19 protein-coding genes are annotated in these 17,181 nt (G+C 76.5%); 7 read left to right on the forward strand and 12 right to left on the reverse strand.

From position 1 onward, the window contains the following. Nucleotide 1: 1 nt before the first annotated feature. From ACI782_RS07530 to ACI782_RS07550, 5 genes are all read right to left on the reverse strand, one after another. The gene (locus tag ACI782_RS07530) at nucleotides 2-901 is read right to left on the reverse strand and encodes a hypothetical protein (protein ID WP_456907694.1); all 900 of its coding nucleotides are present in this window, start codon (nucleotides 899-901) and stop codon (nucleotides 2-4) included. A gap of 117 nt (nucleotides 902-1,018) precedes the next feature. Then, the gene (locus ACI782_RS07535; RefSeq protein ID WP_456907696.1) at nucleotides 1,019-1,225 is read right to left on the reverse strand and encodes a heavy-metal-associated domain-containing protein; all 207 of its coding nucleotides are present in this window, start codon (nucleotides 1,223-1,225) and stop codon (nucleotides 1,019-1,021) included. Nucleotides 1,226-1,250: 25 nt separating this feature from the next. Beyond that, complete coding sequence (locus ACI782_RS07540) at nucleotides 1,251-1,544, reverse strand: metal-sensitive transcriptional regulator (protein ID WP_456907698.1); 294 nt, start codon at nucleotides 1,542-1,544, stop codon at nucleotides 1,251-1,253. 77 nt (nucleotides 1,545-1,621) lie between these two features. Then, nucleotides 1,622-2,005 (reverse strand): helix-turn-helix domain-containing protein, encoded by a 384-nt coding sequence (locus tag ACI782_RS07545; RefSeq protein ID WP_456907700.1) that lies wholly within the window; start codon nucleotides 2,003-2,005, stop codon nucleotides 1,622-1,624. Between the two features lie 78 nt (nucleotides 2,006-2,083). Then, nucleotides 2,084-2,578, reverse strand: coding sequence for an Hsp20/alpha crystallin family protein (locus ACI782_RS07550; protein WP_456907702.1), 495 nt, complete (start codon nucleotides 2,576-2,578; stop codon nucleotides 2,084-2,086). A gap of 253 nt (nucleotides 2,579-2,831) precedes the next feature. On the opposite strand from ACI782_RS07550, the gene ACI782_RS07555 reads away from it, so the two are divergent. From ACI782_RS07555 to ACI782_RS07570, 4 genes are all read left to right on the forward strand, one after another. Next, nucleotides 2,832-3,182 carry an STAS domain-containing protein gene (locus ACI782_RS07555; RefSeq protein ID WP_456907704.1) on the forward strand — a complete coding sequence of 117 codons (351 nt, stop codon included), beginning with the start codon at nucleotides 2,832-2,834 and terminating at the stop codon, nucleotides 3,180-3,182. Between the two features lie 49 nt (nucleotides 3,183-3,231). Further along, nucleotides 3,232-4,518, forward strand: a complete 1,287-nt coding sequence (locus ACI782_RS07560; protein ID WP_456907706.1) for a YibE/F family protein — start codon at nucleotides 3,232-3,234, stop codon at nucleotides 4,516-4,518. A 50-nt stretch (nucleotides 4,519-4,568) separates the two neighbouring features. Then, entirely contained in the window at nucleotides 4,569-5,630 is a 1,062-nt protein-coding gene (locus tag ACI782_RS07565; RefSeq protein ID WP_456907708.1) for a class I SAM-dependent methyltransferase, read from the forward strand. 65 nt (nucleotides 5,631-5,695) lie between these two features. After that, entirely contained in the window at nucleotides 5,696-6,076 is a 381-nt protein-coding gene (locus tag ACI782_RS07570; protein ID WP_456907709.1) for a nuclear transport factor 2 family protein, read from the forward strand. A gap of 35 nt (nucleotides 6,077-6,111) precedes the next feature. Here the strand turns inward: ACI782_RS07570 and ACI782_RS07575 are convergent, their stop codons facing one another. The 5 genes from ACI782_RS07575 to ACI782_RS07595 form a co-directional block, all read right to left on the reverse strand. Beyond that, the gene (locus ACI782_RS07575; protein ID WP_456907711.1) at nucleotides 6,112-7,041 is read right to left on the reverse strand and encodes a glycosyltransferase family 2 protein; all 930 of its coding nucleotides are present in this window, start codon (nucleotides 7,039-7,041) and stop codon (nucleotides 6,112-6,114) included. A gap of 26 nt (nucleotides 7,042-7,067) precedes the next feature. Next, nucleotides 7,068-7,919, reverse strand: a complete 852-nt coding sequence (locus ACI782_RS07580; RefSeq protein WP_456907713.1) for a glycosyltransferase family 2 protein — start codon at nucleotides 7,917-7,919, stop codon at nucleotides 7,068-7,070. Continuing rightward, nucleotides 7,916-8,980 (reverse strand): prenyltransferase, encoded by a 1,065-nt coding sequence (locus ACI782_RS07585; protein ID WP_456907714.1) that lies wholly within the window; start codon nucleotides 8,978-8,980, stop codon nucleotides 7,916-7,918. The genes ACI782_RS07580 and ACI782_RS07585 overlap by 4 nt, the downstream gene beginning before the upstream one ends. Before the next feature lie 22 nt (nucleotides 8,981-9,002). Continuing rightward, nucleotides 9,003-9,782, reverse strand: a complete 780-nt coding sequence (locus ACI782_RS07590) for a class I SAM-dependent methyltransferase (RefSeq protein ID WP_456907716.1) — start codon at nucleotides 9,780-9,782, stop codon at nucleotides 9,003-9,005. Between the two features lie 100 nt (nucleotides 9,783-9,882). Next, nucleotides 9,883-11,166 carry a glycosyltransferase family 4 protein gene (locus ACI782_RS07595; RefSeq protein ID WP_456907718.1) on the reverse strand — a complete coding sequence of 428 codons (1,284 nt, stop codon included), beginning with the start codon at nucleotides 11,164-11,166 and terminating at the stop codon, nucleotides 9,883-9,885. An 88-nt stretch (nucleotides 11,167-11,254) separates the two neighbouring features. On the opposite strand from ACI782_RS07595, the gene ACI782_RS07600 reads away from it, so the two are divergent. The 3 genes from ACI782_RS07600 (at nucleotide 11,255) to ACI782_RS07610 (ending at nucleotide 13,517) form a co-directional block, all read left to right on the forward strand. Then, entirely contained in the window at nucleotides 11,255-11,548 is a 294-nt protein-coding gene (locus tag ACI782_RS07600) for a Dabb family protein (protein ID WP_456907720.1), read from the forward strand. Nucleotides 11,549-11,572: 24 nt separating this feature from the next. Then, nucleotides 11,573-12,316 carry a hypothetical protein gene (locus tag ACI782_RS07605; RefSeq protein WP_456907722.1) on the forward strand — a complete coding sequence of 248 codons (744 nt, stop codon included), beginning with the start codon at nucleotides 11,573-11,575 and terminating at the stop codon, nucleotides 12,314-12,316. Between the two features lie 118 nt (nucleotides 12,317-12,434). Continuing rightward, nucleotides 12,435-13,517 (forward strand): DUF4192 domain-containing protein, encoded by a 1,083-nt coding sequence (locus ACI782_RS07610; protein ID WP_456907724.1) that lies wholly within the window; start codon nucleotides 12,435-12,437, stop codon nucleotides 13,515-13,517. A 27-nt stretch (nucleotides 13,518-13,544) separates the two neighbouring features. Here ACI782_RS07610 and ACI782_RS07615 read toward each other — a convergent pair whose 3' ends face one another. Both ACI782_RS07615 and ACI782_RS07620 read right to left on the reverse strand, forming a co-directional pair. Next, nucleotides 13,545-15,647, reverse strand: coding sequence for a S9 family peptidase (locus tag ACI782_RS07615; protein ID WP_456907726.1), 2,103 nt, complete (start codon nucleotides 15,645-15,647; stop codon nucleotides 13,545-13,547). A 120-nt stretch (nucleotides 15,648-15,767) separates the two neighbouring features. Next, complete coding sequence (locus tag ACI782_RS07620) at nucleotides 15,768-17,159, reverse strand: phenylacetate--CoA ligase family protein (protein WP_456907728.1); 1,392 nt, start codon at nucleotides 17,157-17,159, stop codon at nucleotides 15,768-15,770. Between the last annotated feature and the right edge of the window lie 22 nt (nucleotides 17,160-17,181).

Raw genomic sequence — 17,181 nt, forward strand, 5'->3', positions numbered from 1 at the left:
CTCAGTCGCCGTGCCCGTGCGGGGCGGGTTCGGCGGTGGCCTCGCCGTCGGGTCCGACCCGGACGGTGAAGGCGGCGGTGTGCACGGCGTCGCCGTGCCAGAAGTCGAGGAACAGCCGGTAGGTCCCGGCGGACGGCGCCGTCGTCGCGAAGCCGACGTGCGGCCCGGGTGCCTGGGTGGTGCCGTTCTCCGGCTCGACCGGGTGCACGTGCAGGTAGCCCAGGTCGCCGTCGCGCAGGGCGACCAGGTGGCCGTAGGTGCCCAGGTAGCGCTGCAGGTCGGTGACCGGCCGGCCGTCGCGGCTGACGCTGAAGGTCAGCTCGGACTCGGCGCCCGCGGCGAGGTCGCCGGTCAGGACGACGGTGTACCCGTCGACGTCGGCGACCGCGGACGGCTCGGGCAGTGCGACCGGGGTGTAGTCGCCGGCCACCTCGACGTCGGCGCCGAGGGTGAGGTCCTCGCCCAGCGCGGTCGGCGTGGTGTCGGCGATCACCCGCCAGCTGCCGGGGGTCAGGGTCAGCGGCGCCCGCCACGTGCCCTCGCCGTCGACCACGGCGTGCACGTGCTGGTAGCCGCTGAGGTCGCGGCGGACGGCGACCAGGTGCATCTCGCTCACGGTGTCGGCGGGCACCGGGGCGCCGTCGGCCCCGAGGACGCGGAAGGCGAGAGTCGCCGTCCCCGCGGGTGGCTGCGGGTCCAGCACGTCGAGGACGTACCCGGACTCGGCGACGGCCAGCCCGGCGACGGCCTCGGCCGCCGCGGGGGCTGCCGGGGACGCCGTCGTCCCGGGGTGCGGCTCGGGGGCGCCGATCGGGCCCACCGCCGCGCCGATGCCGACGGCCGCGGCGAAGACGGCGCCCAGGCCGGCGGCGACGACGGCCAGCCTCACCGGTGTGTTCACGACGGTCCTCTCGCGTTGTTCTGCCGGTCAGCTCCCGGCGATCACCGGGGGCGGCTTCCGCGCCCCGGTCCGCTCCTCGCTCGTTCCTCGCTGCGATGCCCCTCGCAGGAACGGTTGTCAGTCGACGATCTCGTAGCCGGCCTCCTCGACGGCGGCGCGGACCGCGCCCTCGTCGACCGGCTCGGTGCTGGTGACGGTCAGGCCGCCGGTGGCGAGGTCCACGTCGACCTCGGTCACGCCGGGGACGGCCGAGACCTCCTCGGTGACGGCGGTGACGCAGTGGCCGCAGGTCATGCCGACGACGGTGTAGGTGGCGGTGCTCAACGCGGATCCTCTCGGGGGACGGGGTTCAGGAGCGGACGAGGCGGGCGATCGCCTCGGAGGCCTCGCGGACCTTCTCGTCGGCCTCGCGCCCGCCGGCCTGGGCGGCCTGGACGACGCAGTGCGCCATGTGCTCCTCGAGCAGGCCGAGGGCGACCGACTGCAGCGCCTTCGTCATGGCCGAGACCTGGGTGAGGATGTCGATGCAGTACTTCTCGTCCTCGACCATGCGCTGCAGCCCGCGGGCCTGGCCCTCGATGCGGCGCAGCCGCTTGAGGTAGTCGTCCTTGCGGTGGATGTAGCCGTGCGGCGCGCTCTCCACGCTGTTCCTCCAGGCGGCTCGGGAGCTCTCGCCGAGGAACTATACCCCCCTAGGGTTCACTGCGCGGGTGTGCTCGCTCACGCCTCCGGCTCGGCGGGGTCGTCCTCGCGGCCGCGCAGCCGGTCGACGGTCCGCTGCAGCCGCTCGCTGTCGGCGCGGGCGTCGGCCAGTTCGTCCTGCAGGCCGAGGATGACCTCGGCGGAGGCGAGGGTGTGCCCCTCGTCGAGGAGGCCGCGCAGCCGCGCGGCCAGGCTGAGCTGGTGTCGGGAGTAGCGCCGGTGGCCGCCGGGGGAGCGGTGCGGCTGCAGCACCCCCGAGGCGTCGAGGCTCCGCAGGAACGCCGCCTGCACGCCGAGCAGGGCTGCGGCCTGGCTCATGGTCAGGGCGGGGAAGTCCGGGTCGTCGAGGCGCCGCAGCGCGTCGTCCCCCGGCGTTCCGCCGCCGCGCCCGGGATCGGCCATGGCGGGTCCTCCTGGTCCTGGATGCGCACAGGGGCCGGGTCCGCTGCGGACCCGGCCCCTGCCGGCGGGAGCCGGCGATCAGCTCTCGACGGCCTTCTTCTCGGACGCCTCGTGCTCGATGGTGCGCCCCTCGACCGCGGTCGGCGTGTCGGCACGGGTCACCGTGATCTTGCGGGCCCGCGCCTTCTCGGCGACCGGGATGCTGAGGCTGAGGACGCCGTCGTGGTAGCTCGCCTCGAGCCGGTCGGTGTCCAGGCTCCGGCCGAGCACCAGCTGGCGGGTGTAGCTGCCGTAGGGCCGCTCGGCCACCGCCCACTCGGCGTTCTCCAGCTGCGGCACCGACCGCTCGGCGGTCACCGTGAGGGTGTTGCCCTCGACCGACAGGTCGATCGAGCCGGGGTCGACGCCGGGCAGGTCGAAGTGGGCGACGAAGTTGTCGCCGACCCGGTAGGCGTCCATCGGCATGCCCGACAGCGGGCGGGCGGTCGACCCCGTCCGGCCGGTCAGCTGGTCCAGCGCGCGGAAGGCGGCGTTGGTGGCGGCGAACGGGTCGTAGGCGGTCAGCATCGCCATGGCTGTGCAACCTCCTGTGTGGGTCTCGTGTGTGTTCGCTGCCCGAGGTGAACCTCTAGTGGCAACTGGAGATTACCTCCGGCAAGCACTCTTGTAAACGTGTCTCGCCGAGTTTTGTTCCCGTCCTGGCAGCCGGTTCGCCCGGCGTGCGTGAACGACGTCCCCGCGGGGCAGACCACCCGGTGTGGACGACGCGAACGCCCCCCGAGCGCAGGGGGGACCGGGACCGGCGGAGGGCGGCGCGGGCGCGGAGGTGAGCACCGCACTGGACGGCGAGGTCGCGACCGTCACCGTCACCGGGGAGCTGACCGAGCAGGCCCGGCGACCACTGGTGCGGACCATGACCGACCTGCTGCTCGCCGAGGCGTCCCTGCGCCGGGTGCGCCTGGACACCCGCGGGGTGACCTTCCTCAACTCCGCCGGCATGGCGGTGCTCGTGCAGCTGCAGCGGCTCGGCCAGCCGCGCGGGGTCGAGGTGGTGCTGGTGGCGCCGCCGACCGCGGTCGCCCGCCCGCTGCAGCTGTCCGGGCTGTGGCTGCGCTTCCCGGTCGAGGAGCACGCCGGAGAGGACGACCGCGTCGGCCGGGAGGGCGGCGGCGCCTGAGGCCGGTGCCGCGGTCGTCGGCCCGGGAGGCAACTCCTAGCCTGGCCGGGTGCCGCCGAGTCACGCCCACAGCCACGGTCCCGACCCGGACGCGCCGCCGCCCAGCCCGGAGGTCCTCACCCGCCGGCGCCGGGCGGTCTGGCTGATGCTGCTGCTCCTCGTGCCGGTCGGGCTGGCCACGGTGATCGGCCTGGTCGCGCTCTGGCCCTCCGACGAGCCGACCCGCGCACAGCAGGCCGCCGAGCTCTACCTGCCCCCCGGCACCACCTATCCCGAGGCCCGGGTCTCCTCCGTCCAGCCGGTCGACTGCTCGCTGCCGGGCGGGGAGGGCCAGCCGGCCCAGCAGCTCACCTGCGCCACCCTCGTCGTCGAGGTGCTCGAGGGCGACGGGGCGGGGGAGTTCGTACAGGTCGACGTCCCGGCGGAGGTGTACGCGGCCGGGATCGAGGAGGGCGACGGGCTGGTCCTCACGCGGGACGCCACGGCGGAGGGCGGGGCGCAGTACGCGTTCTTCGACTACGACCGCGACGTCCCGATCGTCGTCCTGACCCTGGCCTTCGCCGTCGTGGTCGTCGCCGTGGCCCGGCTGCGCGGGCTGGCCGCCCTGGTGGGGCTGGCGTTCGCCTTCTTCGTCCTGCTGGAGTTCGTGCTGCCCGGGCTGCTCTCCGACCAGTCGCCGACGCTGACCAGCCTGGTCGGCTCGGCGGCGATCATGTTCGTCGTCCTGTACCTCGCGCACGGCTTCTCCGCCCGGACGACGACCGCGCTGGTGGGCACCCTCTTCGGCCTCGCCCTGGTGGCCGTGCTCGGGGCGCTCGCGGTGGAGACGGCCCGGCTGACCGGGCTGACCAGCGAGGAGACCACCACCCTGCTCGGCTTCGACCCGACCCTGGACTTCTCCGGGCTGGTGCTCGCCGGCGTGGTGGTGGCCGGCCTCGGCGTGCTCAACGACGTCACCATCACCCAGGCCTCGGCGATCTGGCAGCTGCACGAGGTCGACCAGGAGATGAGCTGGCGGGACCTCTACCGCCGCGGGATGGCGGTCGGCCGCGACCACATCGCCTCGACCGTCTACACGATCGTGTTCGCCTACGCCGGTGCCTCGCTGCCGCTGCTCATGCTCTTCGAGTTGTACGCGCAGCCGTGGGACGTGGTCCTCACCAGCTCCGCGCTGGCCGAGGAGGTGATCCGCACGCTGGTCGGGTCGATCGCCCTGGTCCTCGCCGTCCCGGTGACCACGGCGGCCGGCGCGTTCTTCGCCAAGGCGGCCGGCACCGAGGCGGGCGCGGCGACCGAGCGGCGGGTGACCGCCCTGCGCGCCCGGTTCGCCCGGTGAGCGCGGATCGGCCGCCTCCCGAGGCTCGCGCCGAGCCCGGGAGGCGTTCGATGGCCCCGCTGCAGGGTCCCGCCGCGAGCCCGCGAGTGGCCGGGGGCAGCGGGGTCCTCCCGGGGGTCCTCCCGCTGCTCACCGCCGCCCGCGCCGCGCCCGGCTTCATGCCCGACGATGAGGGGACGGCGCTGTACGAGGCGGCCCGCGCGGTCGCCGTCCCGGGCCCGCTGCTGGAGGTCGGCAGCTGGATGGGGAAGTCGGCGCTGTACCTGGCCGCCGCCGCCCGGGAGACCGGCCGGCAGGTGGTCACCGTCGACCACCACCGCGGGTCGGAGGAGCACCAGCCGGGCTGGGAGTACCACGACCCGTCGCTGGTCGACCCCGCCGTCGGGCTGGTCGACACCCTGCCGCGGTTCCGCCGGACCATCGCCGACGCCGGGGCCGAGGACGTCGTGGTCGCCGTCGTCGCCCGCTCGGAGGTCCTCGCCGCGCTGTGGGCGACCCCGCTGGCCCTGCTGTTCCTCGACGGCAGCCACACCGAGGAGTCCGCCCGCCGCGACCAGGACGCCTGGGTGGGCAAGCTCGCCGTGGGCGGCACGCTGGCCATCCACGACGTCTTCCCCGACCCGGCCGACGGCGGGCAGGCCCCCTACGGCGTCTACCGCCGGGTGCTGGCCTCCGGCGAGTTCACCGAGCTGCCCGGGACCGGCTCGCTGCGGCTGCTGCGCCGGAAAGGACCCCGTCCTCCCCACCCCTCGCAGGCTCGGGGCGGTGCCCTGGACGGAGCCGGGGGCGGCGATCCGCTGGCCGCCGAGCGGGCCGCCGTGCTGGCCCAGATCGCGGCGCTCACCGGGGAGTTCGACGCGGTGGTCGCGGCGTCGAGGGCCTCCAACGCCGACGACGAGCACGACCCGGAGGGCGCGACGATCGCGTTCGAGCGGCAGCAGGTGGTCGCGCTGCTGGCCGCGGCCCGGCAGCGGCTGGCCGACGTCGACGCCGCCCTGGCCCGCCGGGACGCCGGGACCTACGGCGTCTGCGAACGCTGCGGGCGGCCGATCGCGGCCGAGCGGCTGGCCGCCCGCCCCGCCGCGCGCACCTGCATCGACTGCGCCCGCTGAACCCTCCCGCGGCGGCATCCCCGGTGGGATCGTGGCGGCGCCACGGGGCCGCCGGAGGAGGGGCGATGACCGACCAGGTCCTGGACCGGACCACGGAGGAGACGCTCGCGGTGGTGCAGCGCCTCCTCGACGCCTTCGGGCGCGCGGACGTCGACGCGATCATGGCGGAGATGTCCGACGACGTCCTCTTCGAGTCGACCGCGCCGCCGGACGGGCGCCGCGTCCGCGGGCAGGCCGACGTCCGCCGGGTGTGGGAGCAGCTGTTCGCCACCCCCGGCGCCCGCTTCACGACCGAGGCCGTCCTGCCGCACGGGGAGCGCGCGGTGGCGCTGTGGCGCTACGAGTGGGGGACCGACGAGGCCGGCGCCGGGCACGTGCGCGGCGTGGACGTGATGACCGTCCGGGGCGGCAAGGTCGTGGAGAAGCTCTCGTACGTCAAGGGCTGAGCGCGGCCCTCTCGCCGCTCTCGGCAGCCCACGCGTCAGCTCACGTAGCGGCGCGCGGTGGAGGTCCGCTGCGCGTGCTCCAGCGCGGCGAAGCGCGCCTCGGCGTGCGGCGGCAGGACCCGGCGCTCGCGCAGCACCCACGGCAGGCCGCGCAGCGCGTCGAGGACCCCGAGCACGCTCAGCCGGTCCCGCGGGACGGTGTGCAGCAGGTGGCCGGTGCGGCGCAGCGCCGGCCGCAGCGGGCGGCGCAGCCACGTCGTCCAGAGGGTGTTCCGGATGCCGTCGCGGCGGCGCTTGTGCGGGTCCCGGGCCGTGCTGGCCTGGTGGTGCACGGTCAGCTGCGGCAGGTAGCACAGCTCCCAGCCGGCCGCGGCCAGGTCGCCGGCCATGAGCTCCTCCTCGCCGCCCAGCCACAGCCGCTCGGAGAACCCGCCGACCTCGGCGAACGCCGCCCGCCGCAGCACCGAGGCCCCGGCGAGGAAGGAGCCCAGCGCCGGGCCGGGCAGCCAGCCGGGGCCGCGCACGGGGGAGTCGCGCAGCTCGGCCACGATCGGGTCCTCCCGCGCGCCCGGCTCGACGAGGATCCGCGCGGTCACCACGGCCAGCCGCGGGTGCGCGTCCAGGACGTCGGCGGCGGTGCGCAGCGCGCCCGGCTCCCACCACGTGTCGTCGTCGCAGAACGCCACGTAGGGGGTGGCCACCCGTGCCACGCCGACGTTGCGGCCGATCGCCCCCAGGTTCTCCGGGCTGGCGACCAGGTCCACCTCGGGGAAGCGCTCGGCGACCGCCGCGGCCGTCCCGTCGGTGGAACCGTTGTCGACGACGACGACGCGGGGCCGCTCCGGCAGGTCGGTCAGCCGCTCCAGGGCCAGCAGCAGCTCCTCGCGCCGCTGGTGGGTGATGACGACGACGGCGACCCGCGGGTCCGGCCGGCCGTCCTGCAGGGTCCCGCCGCGAGCTCGCATGTGGTGGGGGGCGGGAGGGTCCTCTCTCACCGAGCCCCCGCCAGCACGCGCAGGTCGGCACGGACGGCGGCCGGGACCGGACGGCGGTGGCGCAGCGCGGCCGGGACGTCGGGCAGCGCCCGCACCAGTCCTCGCCGCTCCGGTCCCCCGGCGCGCACCGCCCGCCCCACGACCCGGGCGAGCTCGCGCGCCGGCTGCCGCATCACCGCGGTGAGCACCCGGCTCCGCCAGATCGCCGTCCGCCGCTGCTCGGGGCCGTGCCGCCGGGGCGAGGGGTGGTGGTGCACGACCACCGAGTCGACGTAGGCCATGCCCCAGCCGGCCGCCGCGAGGTCGAGGGCGAGGCGCTCCTCCTCACCGGGGAAGCGGACCACCGGGTCGAAGCCGCCGACGGCGAGGAACGCCTCCCGGCGCACCAGGACGGCGCACGCGACGAAGCCCAGCAGCGCCGGGCCGGGGAGGTCCTCGGGCGTGCTCAGGGGGCTGTCGGCCATCTCGGCGCAGACCGGGTCGAGCCGCTCCTCCGGGCCGACGAGGATGCGCGCGTTGAGCACCGCCAGGCGCGGGTGGGCGCGCATGACCGCCGCGGCCCGGGCCAGGTCGCCCGGCGCCCACCAGGAGTCGTCGTCGGCGAAGGCCACGAACGGGGTGGGCGCGTGCCGCGCCCCGACGGTCCGCGCGAAGGAGCCGAGGTTGCGCTCCAGCGGCAGCACCGTGACCTCCGGCAGGGCCGCGCGCACGGCCTCGACCGTGCCGTCGGTGGAGGCGTTGTCCACCAGGACGACCGGGGCCTCGTGGCGGGGGAGGGTCGCCAGGAGGTCCTCGCGCCGGTCGCGGCTCATGACGACGACGGTCACGTCGGGATCGGGAGAGGTCACGGTCCCCCTCTGCCCGCGCCGTCCGGCAGCCAACCGGCGGTCTGTCGTGATCCGTCCGTCCCCGCCGCCGGCAGCGCGGCCGGGTCGGTGAACAGGCCGGACGCCGGGCCGGCTCCCGAGAGCGCGTCCGCGGCGAGCACCACCGCGGCCGCCGTCCAGGTGGTCCGCTCCACCGGCCAGCGGGCGTCGTCGGGGTAGACGAGGCCGGTCCAGTAGGAGCCGTCGTCGTGCCGCAGGTGCTGCATGGCGGCGACCTGCTCGAGGGCGGCGTCCGGCTGCCCTGCAGCGGCGAGGGCCAGCGCCAGCTCGCAGGTCTCCGCGCCGGTCACCCACGGGTGGTCGGCGACGCACCGGACCCCGAGCCCGGGGACGACGAACCGGTCCCAGCCGGAGGCCAGCCGCTCGGTCGCCGCGGCCCCGGTGACCGCGCCGCCGAGGACGGGGTAGTACCAGTCCATGGAGTAGCGCGAGCGGTCGGCGAAGGCCTCGGGCCGGGTGCGCAGCGCCGTGCCGAGGTCGTCGGCGGCCAGCTCCCAGTCCGGCTGGGGCTCCCCGGCCAGGCCGGCCAGCGCGACCCCGCAGCGCAGGGCCTGGAACAGGCTGGCGCTGCCGGTGAGCAGCGCGGTGTCGTCGGGTGTGCCGTCGGGGCGCAGCGCCCAGCTCACCGCGCCCCCGGGCAGCTGCATGCGGGTGACCAGGTCCAGGCCCCGCCGCGCGACCGGCCACAGGCCGGCGACGAGCGCCTCGTCCCGGGTGCACAGCCAGCTGTGCCAGAGCCCGACGGCCAGGTAGCCGGCGTGGTTGCTCTCGACGCCCGGCGCGGCCTCTCCGCCGGAGCGGTACTCCGCTGCCCAGGCCCCGTCCGGCCGCTGCCGCGCGGCCAGCCAGCGGTAGGCCGCACGAGCGCGGTCGTGGGCGCCGCCGACGTCGAGCGCCATCGCCGCCTCGACGCAGTCCCAGGGGTCGAGCCGGCCGCCGCGGAACCAGGGCAGCGCGCCGTCGTCGTCCTGCTCGGCGGCGATCGCGGCGACCGTCGCCCGCACCTGCTCCCCGCTGAGCACCCCCGGCAGCTCGGGCAGCAGCTCAGACAGCGGTCCGCTCCAGCTCCGGCTCGACCTCCGGCAGCGCGACCCCCGGTTCGTCCGCATGGGCGACCGGCTTGTCGGCGTAGAGCACCAGGCTCTTGCCCAGCACGGGGTCGAGCAGCCGCTCGGCGGTGCGGGTCAGCCAGGGGCGGTGCACGAGGTCCCACACGAGCAGGCGGTGGTACGCCCGGACGGCGGCGGTGTCCCGCTCCACGCCGACAGCGCACCTGAGCCACCAGAAGGGCGCGTGCAGGGCGTGCGCGTGGTGCTGCCCGCCCGGGGCCAGGCCCGCCGCGGCGAGCCGGGTGCGCAGGACGTCCCCGCGGTAGATGCGCACGTGCCCGCCCTCGTTGGCGTGGTAGGCGTCCGACAGTGCCCAGCAGATCCGCTCGGGGCCGTAGCGCGGCACGGTGACCGCCACCCGCCCGCCGGGCCGGAGGACGCGGGCGATCTCGGCCACCGCGGAGACGTCGTCGGCGACGTGCTCGAGCACCTCGGCGGCGATGACCCGGTCGACGCTCGCGTCGGGGACCGGCAGCGCGCGCAGGTCGCCGCGCACCACCTCGTAGCGGGCGCCCGCCGGGGCCTCGCCGGCCCCGGCGATCGCGCCCAGCCAGCGCTTCGTCGTCTCCACCTCGGGCACGCCCCAGTCGACCGCCACCACCCGCGCGCCCCGCCGGTAGGCCTCGAACGCGTGCCGGCCCTCGCCGCAGCCCAGGTCGAGGACGGTCATCCCCGGCCGGACGTCGAGCCGGTCGTAGTCGACGGTCAGCACCACGTCCCCCGTTCGACTCCGGGCTCGATCCGCTCCTCGGTCGCGGTCCCCCGCAAGCGGGAGGTGCCCCCAGCCTGGGGCGATGCTCCCTCGTCCGTCGTCTTCACGAGCGTCCCTTCCGCTCCAGCACCTCGGCGTACCAGTCCGCCGTCCGCTCGGCCGTGGACCGCCAGGTGTAGGAGGCCAGCACCCGGCGCCGGCCGGCCCGGCCCAGCTGCTCGCCGAGGGACGGCGAGTCGAGGACCAGTTGCAGCGCGGCGGTGAGCTCCTCGACGTCCCCCGCGGACACCCGCAGCCCGGCCTCGCTGCCCACCACCTCCGGCAGCGCACCGGCGTCGGTGGTCACCAGCGGGGTGCCGCAGGCCATGGCCTCGATCGCCGGCAGCGAGAAGCCCTCGTACAGCGACGGGATGGCGACCACGGCGGCGCTCTGCAGCAGCGCGACGAGGTCGGGTTCGGGCAGCGGGCCGGTGAAGCGGACGGCGTCCCGGAGCGCGAGCCGGTCCAGCGTCGCCGCGGCCGGGCCGCCGGGTCGCGCCGAGCCGACGACGGTCAGTCGCACCGGGCGCTCGGTGCGCAGCTTGGCCACCGCCTCCAGCAGGTGGACCAGGCCCTTCAGCGGGACGTCGGCGCTGGTGGTGACGACGACGGAGTCGCGGTCGCGCGCGCGGCCGGGCGGGGGAGGGGTGAAGACGGCGGGGTCGATGCCCACCGGGATGACCTCCACGCCGGCCGCGGGGACGCCGAGGTGGGTCTCGATGTCGCGGCGGGAGCTCTCCGACACCGTGGTGATCGCGTCGAGCCGCGGTGCCACGCGGGCCTGCATGCCGGTGAAGGCGTACCAGCGGCGCAGCGTGAGCCGGCGGCGCAGGCTCGGCGTGGCGGCGAGCTCGAGGTCGCGGTCGATGGCGACCGGGTGGTGGACGGTGGCGACCGTCGGCACCCCGGCACGCACCAGCCGCAGCAGGCCGAGGCCGAGGCTCTGGTTGTCGTGGACCAGGTCGAAGCCCGGTCGGCCCGGCGCGACCAGCCGGTCGTGGTCCGCGGCGCGGGGCAGCAGCAGCCGGGCCGCCCGGAGGCTGAAGGTCAGCGGCTCGGGGAACGCCGCCGTGCACATCAGGGCCCACTCGGTGACGTCGACCCAGTCGCGGAACTCGCCGGGCCGCGGGGTGCGGAACGGGTCGGGCTCGCGGTAGAGGTCGAGGCTCGGCACCGGGACCAGCGGCACGCCGTCGTCGAGCTCGGGGTAGGGCTGGCCGCTGAAGACCGTGACGTCGTGGCCGAGCTCGGTGAGCTCGCGAGAGAGCGCCCGGACGTAGACGCCCTGGCCGCCGCTGTGCGGCTTGCTCCGGTAGGACAGCAGTGCGACGCGCAACGACCGTCCCATGGACGGCGACTCTAACCGGGACCCGTGACCGGTCCGTTCCGCAAGCCCGGGCTGTGGGGCGCGGGACCGGGCTGACAGGGTGGCCGTCATGCTGCGCCACGTCGTGCTCTTCACCTGGTCCGACGACGCCGACGAGGAGCGCCGGGCGACCACGCTCGCTGCGCTCCGAGGGCTGCCCGAGGAGGTCGGCGGGATGACGTCCTTCGCCGTCGGCCCGGACGCCGGCCTGCGGGAGGGCAACGCGCACACCGCGCTGGTGGCCGACTTCCCCGACGCCGACGCGTGGCGGCGGTACGCGGAGCACCCGGTGCACCTGGAGGTGATCGCCGAGCACGTCGCCCCGTACCTGGCCTCGCGGACCGCCGCCCAGTACGAGGTCTGAACCGCGCGCGGTTACGTTGGCGGGATGACCGCTCGCTCGCGCTGGGCCCGGCCGACCTCCGTCCTCGCCGCCGGCGTGGTGGCCGGGGCCGTGCTGGCGGGCTGCGCGGCCGCGGGCGGCGCTCCGGAGGGGTCGGGGGCCGGGTCGTCGGCGGCCGGGCCGTCCCCCGCCGCCGGCACCGACCTCACCGCGGGACTGCTGCCGGCCGAGGCGTTCGGCGCCGACGCCCGGGTCACGCCGGTCACCGAGCGGCAACTGGCGCAGGGGGCGACGGCGGCGACCGGGTCCCTGGCGGGCGCCCAGGTGACCCCCGAGCCCTGCGCCGCGGCGGTGCGGGGCACGCAACCGCAGGTCGACCAGTTCGACGACCTCGCCGCGCAGGTCGCCGTCCGCGGCTCGACGACGACCGTCGAGCTGCTCTCCCTCGGCGGGCCGGTGGACGACGTCGTGACGCAGTTCTCCGAGCAGGTCGCCGCCTGCCCGGAGGCGCAGGTCACCTCGCCGGAGGTCAGGACGGCGACGATCAGCTTCACCGAGGTCGAGGTCCCCGACCTCGGCGAGGGATCGGCGGCGGTCTCGTTCACCACGGCCGCGACCACGCCGGACGGCGTGCGGGTCACGGTGCCGGCGGTCATCGGCCTGGTCCGCGACGGCGACCGGCTGGTCACCCTGGTCACGACCGATCCGCAGGGCGGCCCGCTCGACGAGGCGGGGTTCACCGCGCTGCTGGAGCAGGCGCACGAGGTGCAGGCCGCGCAGCTCGACTGAACGCACCCGGCGGCACGACCTCCCGACGGTCGGTCTCCCGGCGTCCACAGCCGCCCGGGCCGTCCACAGATCGGCCGGACCGGGCCCGGCGGTCCCGTCGGGCGGCGAGGGTCGGCGCATGGACGACCGCCTGCGCACCGAGGTGCGCATCTCAGACCCCGGCGACATCGCCGCCGCACTGCCCGCGCTCGTCGGGTTCCAGCCCCACGAGTCGGTCCTGCTCCTGGCCCTGGGCGGCCCGAGTGGGGGCCGGGTGGGACTGACCGTGCGGGCCGACCTCCCGGGGCGCGGGTCGTCGGCCGCCGTCGCGCGGGCCCTGGCGTGCAGCGTGGCCACCGACGACCCGGCCGGCGTGGTCGTCGCGGTCGTCTCCGAGGCGCCCGACGACACCGACCCGCTCCCCGGGCAGCCGGAGGACGAGGTCGTGGCCGGCCTGCCGCACCGGGACGTCGTGCACGACCTGGTCGTGGCCCTCGCCGGCCTGGACATCCCCGTCCGTGACGCGCTCCTGGTCCGGCGGGGCCGGTGGTGGTCCTACGACTGCCCCCAGGCGTGCTGCGCCCCCGACGGCGGGACGCCGCTGCCGGCGGGGGTGACCGAGCTCGAGGTGGCCTCCGTGGCGAGCGGCGTCGTCGTCGAACGGGACCGGGCCGCGCTGGAGGCCCGGATCGCCCCGCTCGACGGGCGGGCCCTCGCGGCCATGGAGGCGCTCACCTGGCGCGTCGGCGACCGGCGCGCCCGCGCGGCGCTCGAGAACCCCGACGCCGAGGCCCGCCGCTCCTGGGACACCGTGGTCCGGGGGCTCGGCCGCTGCCGGCCCGGTGCCGCCGAGCGCCTCGGCGACCGCGACGTCGCCGGGGTGCTGTGGGCGCTGGCCGACATCCGGGTCCGGGACCGGGCCCTCACCTTCGCGCTGGGGGACGACGCCGCGGCGGCCGAGGCGTTGTGGACCGAGTGCACGCGGCGGGCACCCGCGCCGCTCGACGCCCCGCCGGCGACGCTGCTCGCGGTCAGCGCGTGGCTGCGTGGCGACGGCGCACTGGCCAACGTCGCGCTGGACCGCGCGCTCACCAGCCGCCCCACCTACACGTTCGCCCGGTTGCTGTCCCAGGGCCTGACCGCCTGCCTGCCCCCGGCCGAGCTCCGCGCGATGATCACCGCGACGGCGGCCGAGCCGGACGAGGCCTGGGCGGCGTCGTGACCGCGGGCGTGCCGCGCGACGGCGGGGTCAGAGCAGCTCGGGCCGCCGCCACTCCTCGCCCAGCACGTGCTCACCGAGGAACCCGAGCACGGCCTGGTACCAGACCTGGGCGTTCCCCGGCGTCAGCACCCAGTGGTTCTCGTCGGGGAAGTACAGGAACTTCGACGGGACGCCGCGCTTCTGCAGGTCGTACCAGAGCCGCAGGGCCTCGCCGATCGGCACGCGGTAGTCGCGGTCGCCGTGGATGACCAGCATCGGGGTGCGGATCGCGTCGGCGAAGCGGTGCGGCGAGTTCTGCTCGTACCGCTTGGGCCGCTGCAGCGGGTCGCCCCACTCCTTCTCCCAGTAGTACGCCGCGTCGGTCGTGCCGGTGAACGCGTCGATGTCCCACAGGCTGGCATGGGTGACGATCGCCCCGAAGCGGTCGGTCTGCGTGGCGATCCAGTTGGCCATGTAGCCCCCGAAGGAGCCGCCCATCGCCGCGGTGCGCGTGGCGTCGACGTCGGATCGCTGCACCGCGGCGTCCACGGCGGCCATGAGGTCGGTGTACGGGGCCTCGCCCCATGCGCCCCAGCCGCGCCGGACGAAGTCCTGCCCGAAGCCCTGCGACAGCGCCGGGTTGGGCAGCAGGACGGCGTAGCCCCGGGCCGCCATGATCCAGGGACACCACCGCCAGGACCACGAGTTCCAGCTCATCAGCGGCCCGCCGTGGATCCACAGCAGCAGGGGAGCGGGTTCCGCGGCCGAGGCGCCCTCGGGCAGCACCAGCCAGGACTGCACGCGGGTGCCGTCGGCCGCGGTGGCCTCGACCTCGTGCAGCGTGCCGGGCAGGGAGTCGAGGGCGCCGGGGGCGGGCAGCGGCTCCGGGTGCTGGCCGGGCGCCTGCGGGTCCAGCCGCACCGGCGCGGGCGGCGCGTCGAACGCCGAGCGCAGCGCGTAGAGGGCGCTGCCGTCGCGGGCGACCTGCAGGTCGCTGTACGCCCCCTCGGCGGTCAGCCGGACCGGCGTCCCGCCCTCGACAGGGACGCGGAACAGGGCGTGCCGGCCGTCGTCGTCGGCGAGGAAGTAGACCGCCCGGCCGTCCGCGCTGAACTGCGGGGCGCTGGGCCAGCGGTCGAAGCCGGCGGTGAGCTCCCGGGCCGCGCCGGTCGCGACGTCGACGTGCAGGAGCGTGTAGTCCGGCGGCTCCTCGTAGGTCGACATCGCCTCGCGGACGCACACCAGCGCCGAGCCGTCGGGGGAGAAAGCCGGCGAGTGCACCTCGGCCAGCGGGTCGTCGACCAGGACCCGCGAGGTCCCCGTCGCCGTCTCCAGCACCACCAGGCGGTCGCGTTCCCCCGCGGGCCCGTCGGGGACCGTCTCGACCCGGGCGAGCAGCCGGCCGTCGGGGGAGAGGGTGACCGCGTCCCCGGCCCCCTTCGGCGGCACGGCGTCCGGCGTGAGGTCGCGCAGCTCGACCCGGTCGGCGGCCGTGCCGGCGGGGGCCTCGGCCGGCAGCCGGCCGGCCCAGAACACGTGCGGCGCGGCGGGCCCGAGGTCGCTGTCCCAGTACCGCACCGGGTAGGCCTCGTGCAGGATCGCGGTGACCCCGGCCTCCTTGCGCTGCTTGCGGCGCTCGGCGTCGGCCTCGGCGTCCCCGGCGCCGGGCATCGTCGAGGCCACGACGACGACGTCGCCGGTGTCCGCGGCGACGGTCACGGTCCCGATACCGCCCGGGTGGGTGAGCACCGGCCGCGCCTCGCCGCCTTCGGCCGGCAGGCTCCACAGGGCCGGCTTGGGGTCCTCGCCGTTCGGCCTGGCCTCCGGGTCGGGGCGGGCCGAGGTGAACAGCAGCGAGCCGTCGGGCGCCCACACCGGCGCGGACTCGCCGGGCGCGCTCCGGGTCAGCCGGCGGGCCGGGCGGCGGCCGTCGGGGTCGACCTCCCACAGGGCGGTCTGCCACTTGGTGCGCTCGGGGTCGAGCGTCTGGACCGCGACCGAAAGCCGCCGCCCGTCGTGCGACAGCGCCAGTCCCGTCACCCGGGGGATCGCGACGAACGCGGCGAGGTCGTCGAACGGGGACGCCGGCGCGGAGGAGCCGGCCTCCTCCGCGGGGTGGGACTCGGCGGACGCGGCGGGAGGCTGGCTCACGCGGGGCCTTCTCTCTTCTCCGGCGGGGAGGGGGCAGGGCCCACCGTAGTGAGCCGCGCCGTCCCGCCGCCCGCGCACGGGGCGTCGGCCGGCTCCCTCGCGGAGCCGGTCCAGGCCGGTTCAGGCCAGCGGCACGAAGCGGCGCAGCTTGCCGGTGCGGGCGTCGCGCGGGAGGTCTTCGACGGTGCGCACGGTGACCTCCGCCGCCGGGAGCCCGGCCCGCGCGAGGGCGCCGGTCAGGCCGATCTCCAGGGCCGTCCGCAGCCCGGTCCGGTCCGCCCCGGGGCACGGCAGGGCCTCGACGGCGATGCCGTGCGGGGTCTGGCGGACCCGGTAGTCGACGACCTCGGGCCGGTGGGCGAGCACGGAGCGCACCACGACCGGGTGCAGGAGGACGTCGCCGAAGAGCAGCACGTCGTCACAGCGGCCCTCGACGCGCGCGCGGAGGTGTCCGGGAGCCGGCAGGGGCGGCTGCTCGGTGAAGCAGTCGGCGAGCCGGTAGCGGACGAGCGGCTGCAGGCGGTTCTCCAGCGTGGTCACCAGCAGGGCCGCCGAGGGCGTCCCGGGCGGCACCGGCCGGTCGGCGTCGTCCACGAGTTCGACGATGCAGCCGTCCTCGGCGAACACGAGGACGTCGTCGTCCGGGGCGCTGGTGCCCACGAGGCCCTCGGTGGAGCCGAAGGTGTCCGCGACGGGGACGCCGAAGCCCGCCCGGATCGTCGCCCGCAGGTCCGGGGTGAGGGTCTCGCTGGTGCAGGTGACCACGGACGGCGCGATCCGCAGCCGGCCGCTCCGCTGCTCGTGCGCGAGCCGGGCGAGCATCGTGGGGTAGCCGTACAGCGCGTCGGGTTGCAGCGCGCCCAGCCGGTCGACGATGACGTCGAGGGGCTGGGTCACCGGGACCGACAGCAGGTGGAACGGCAGCTCGCCGCCCGCGGTCAGCCAGCAGGCCGCCCCGGTGGCGTGCACCGGCGAGCCGGCCCCGACCATCGCGATGCGCAGGCCGCCCGGGGGAGCGCCGCGCGCCCGCAGCTGGGCGACCAGCCCGCGGGACAGCGCCCCGAAGAACTGCCGGGACGCCGGGAGGTCCAGGACGAAGACACCGCGCGGTCCCGAGCTGCCGCCGGAGGTCATCGCGAGCACGGAGCCGGGCAGGGCCGCGACCGCGGCCTCGGCGCGGGCGAGGGCGGCCTCGACGCGGTCGCGGGTCACCGAACGGTCGGTGACCACGTCGTCGAAGTGCGCCACCAGGTCGGTCTTCGACATCACCGGCAGCGCCGAGAGGTCGCTGGGGTCGACCCGGTCGACGTCCACGCCGGCGAGCCGGTCGGCGTGGAAGGGCGAGCGCCGGACGGCGTGGCGCAGCAGGGCGCGCAGGCGGACGCGCTGGTGCGCACGGATCCGGTCGCGGCCCCAGGCCGTCCGGGGGATGAGGTCGTCGTAGCCGGAGAGGAGCTCCCGCTGGAGGTCCTCGCGCAGCCGGGTCTCGGGGGAGACGAGGGTCGACTGCATGGCGGTTCCTTCCCGATGGAGG

Source organism: Geodermatophilus sp. SYSU D00703 (assembly GCF_054050155.1).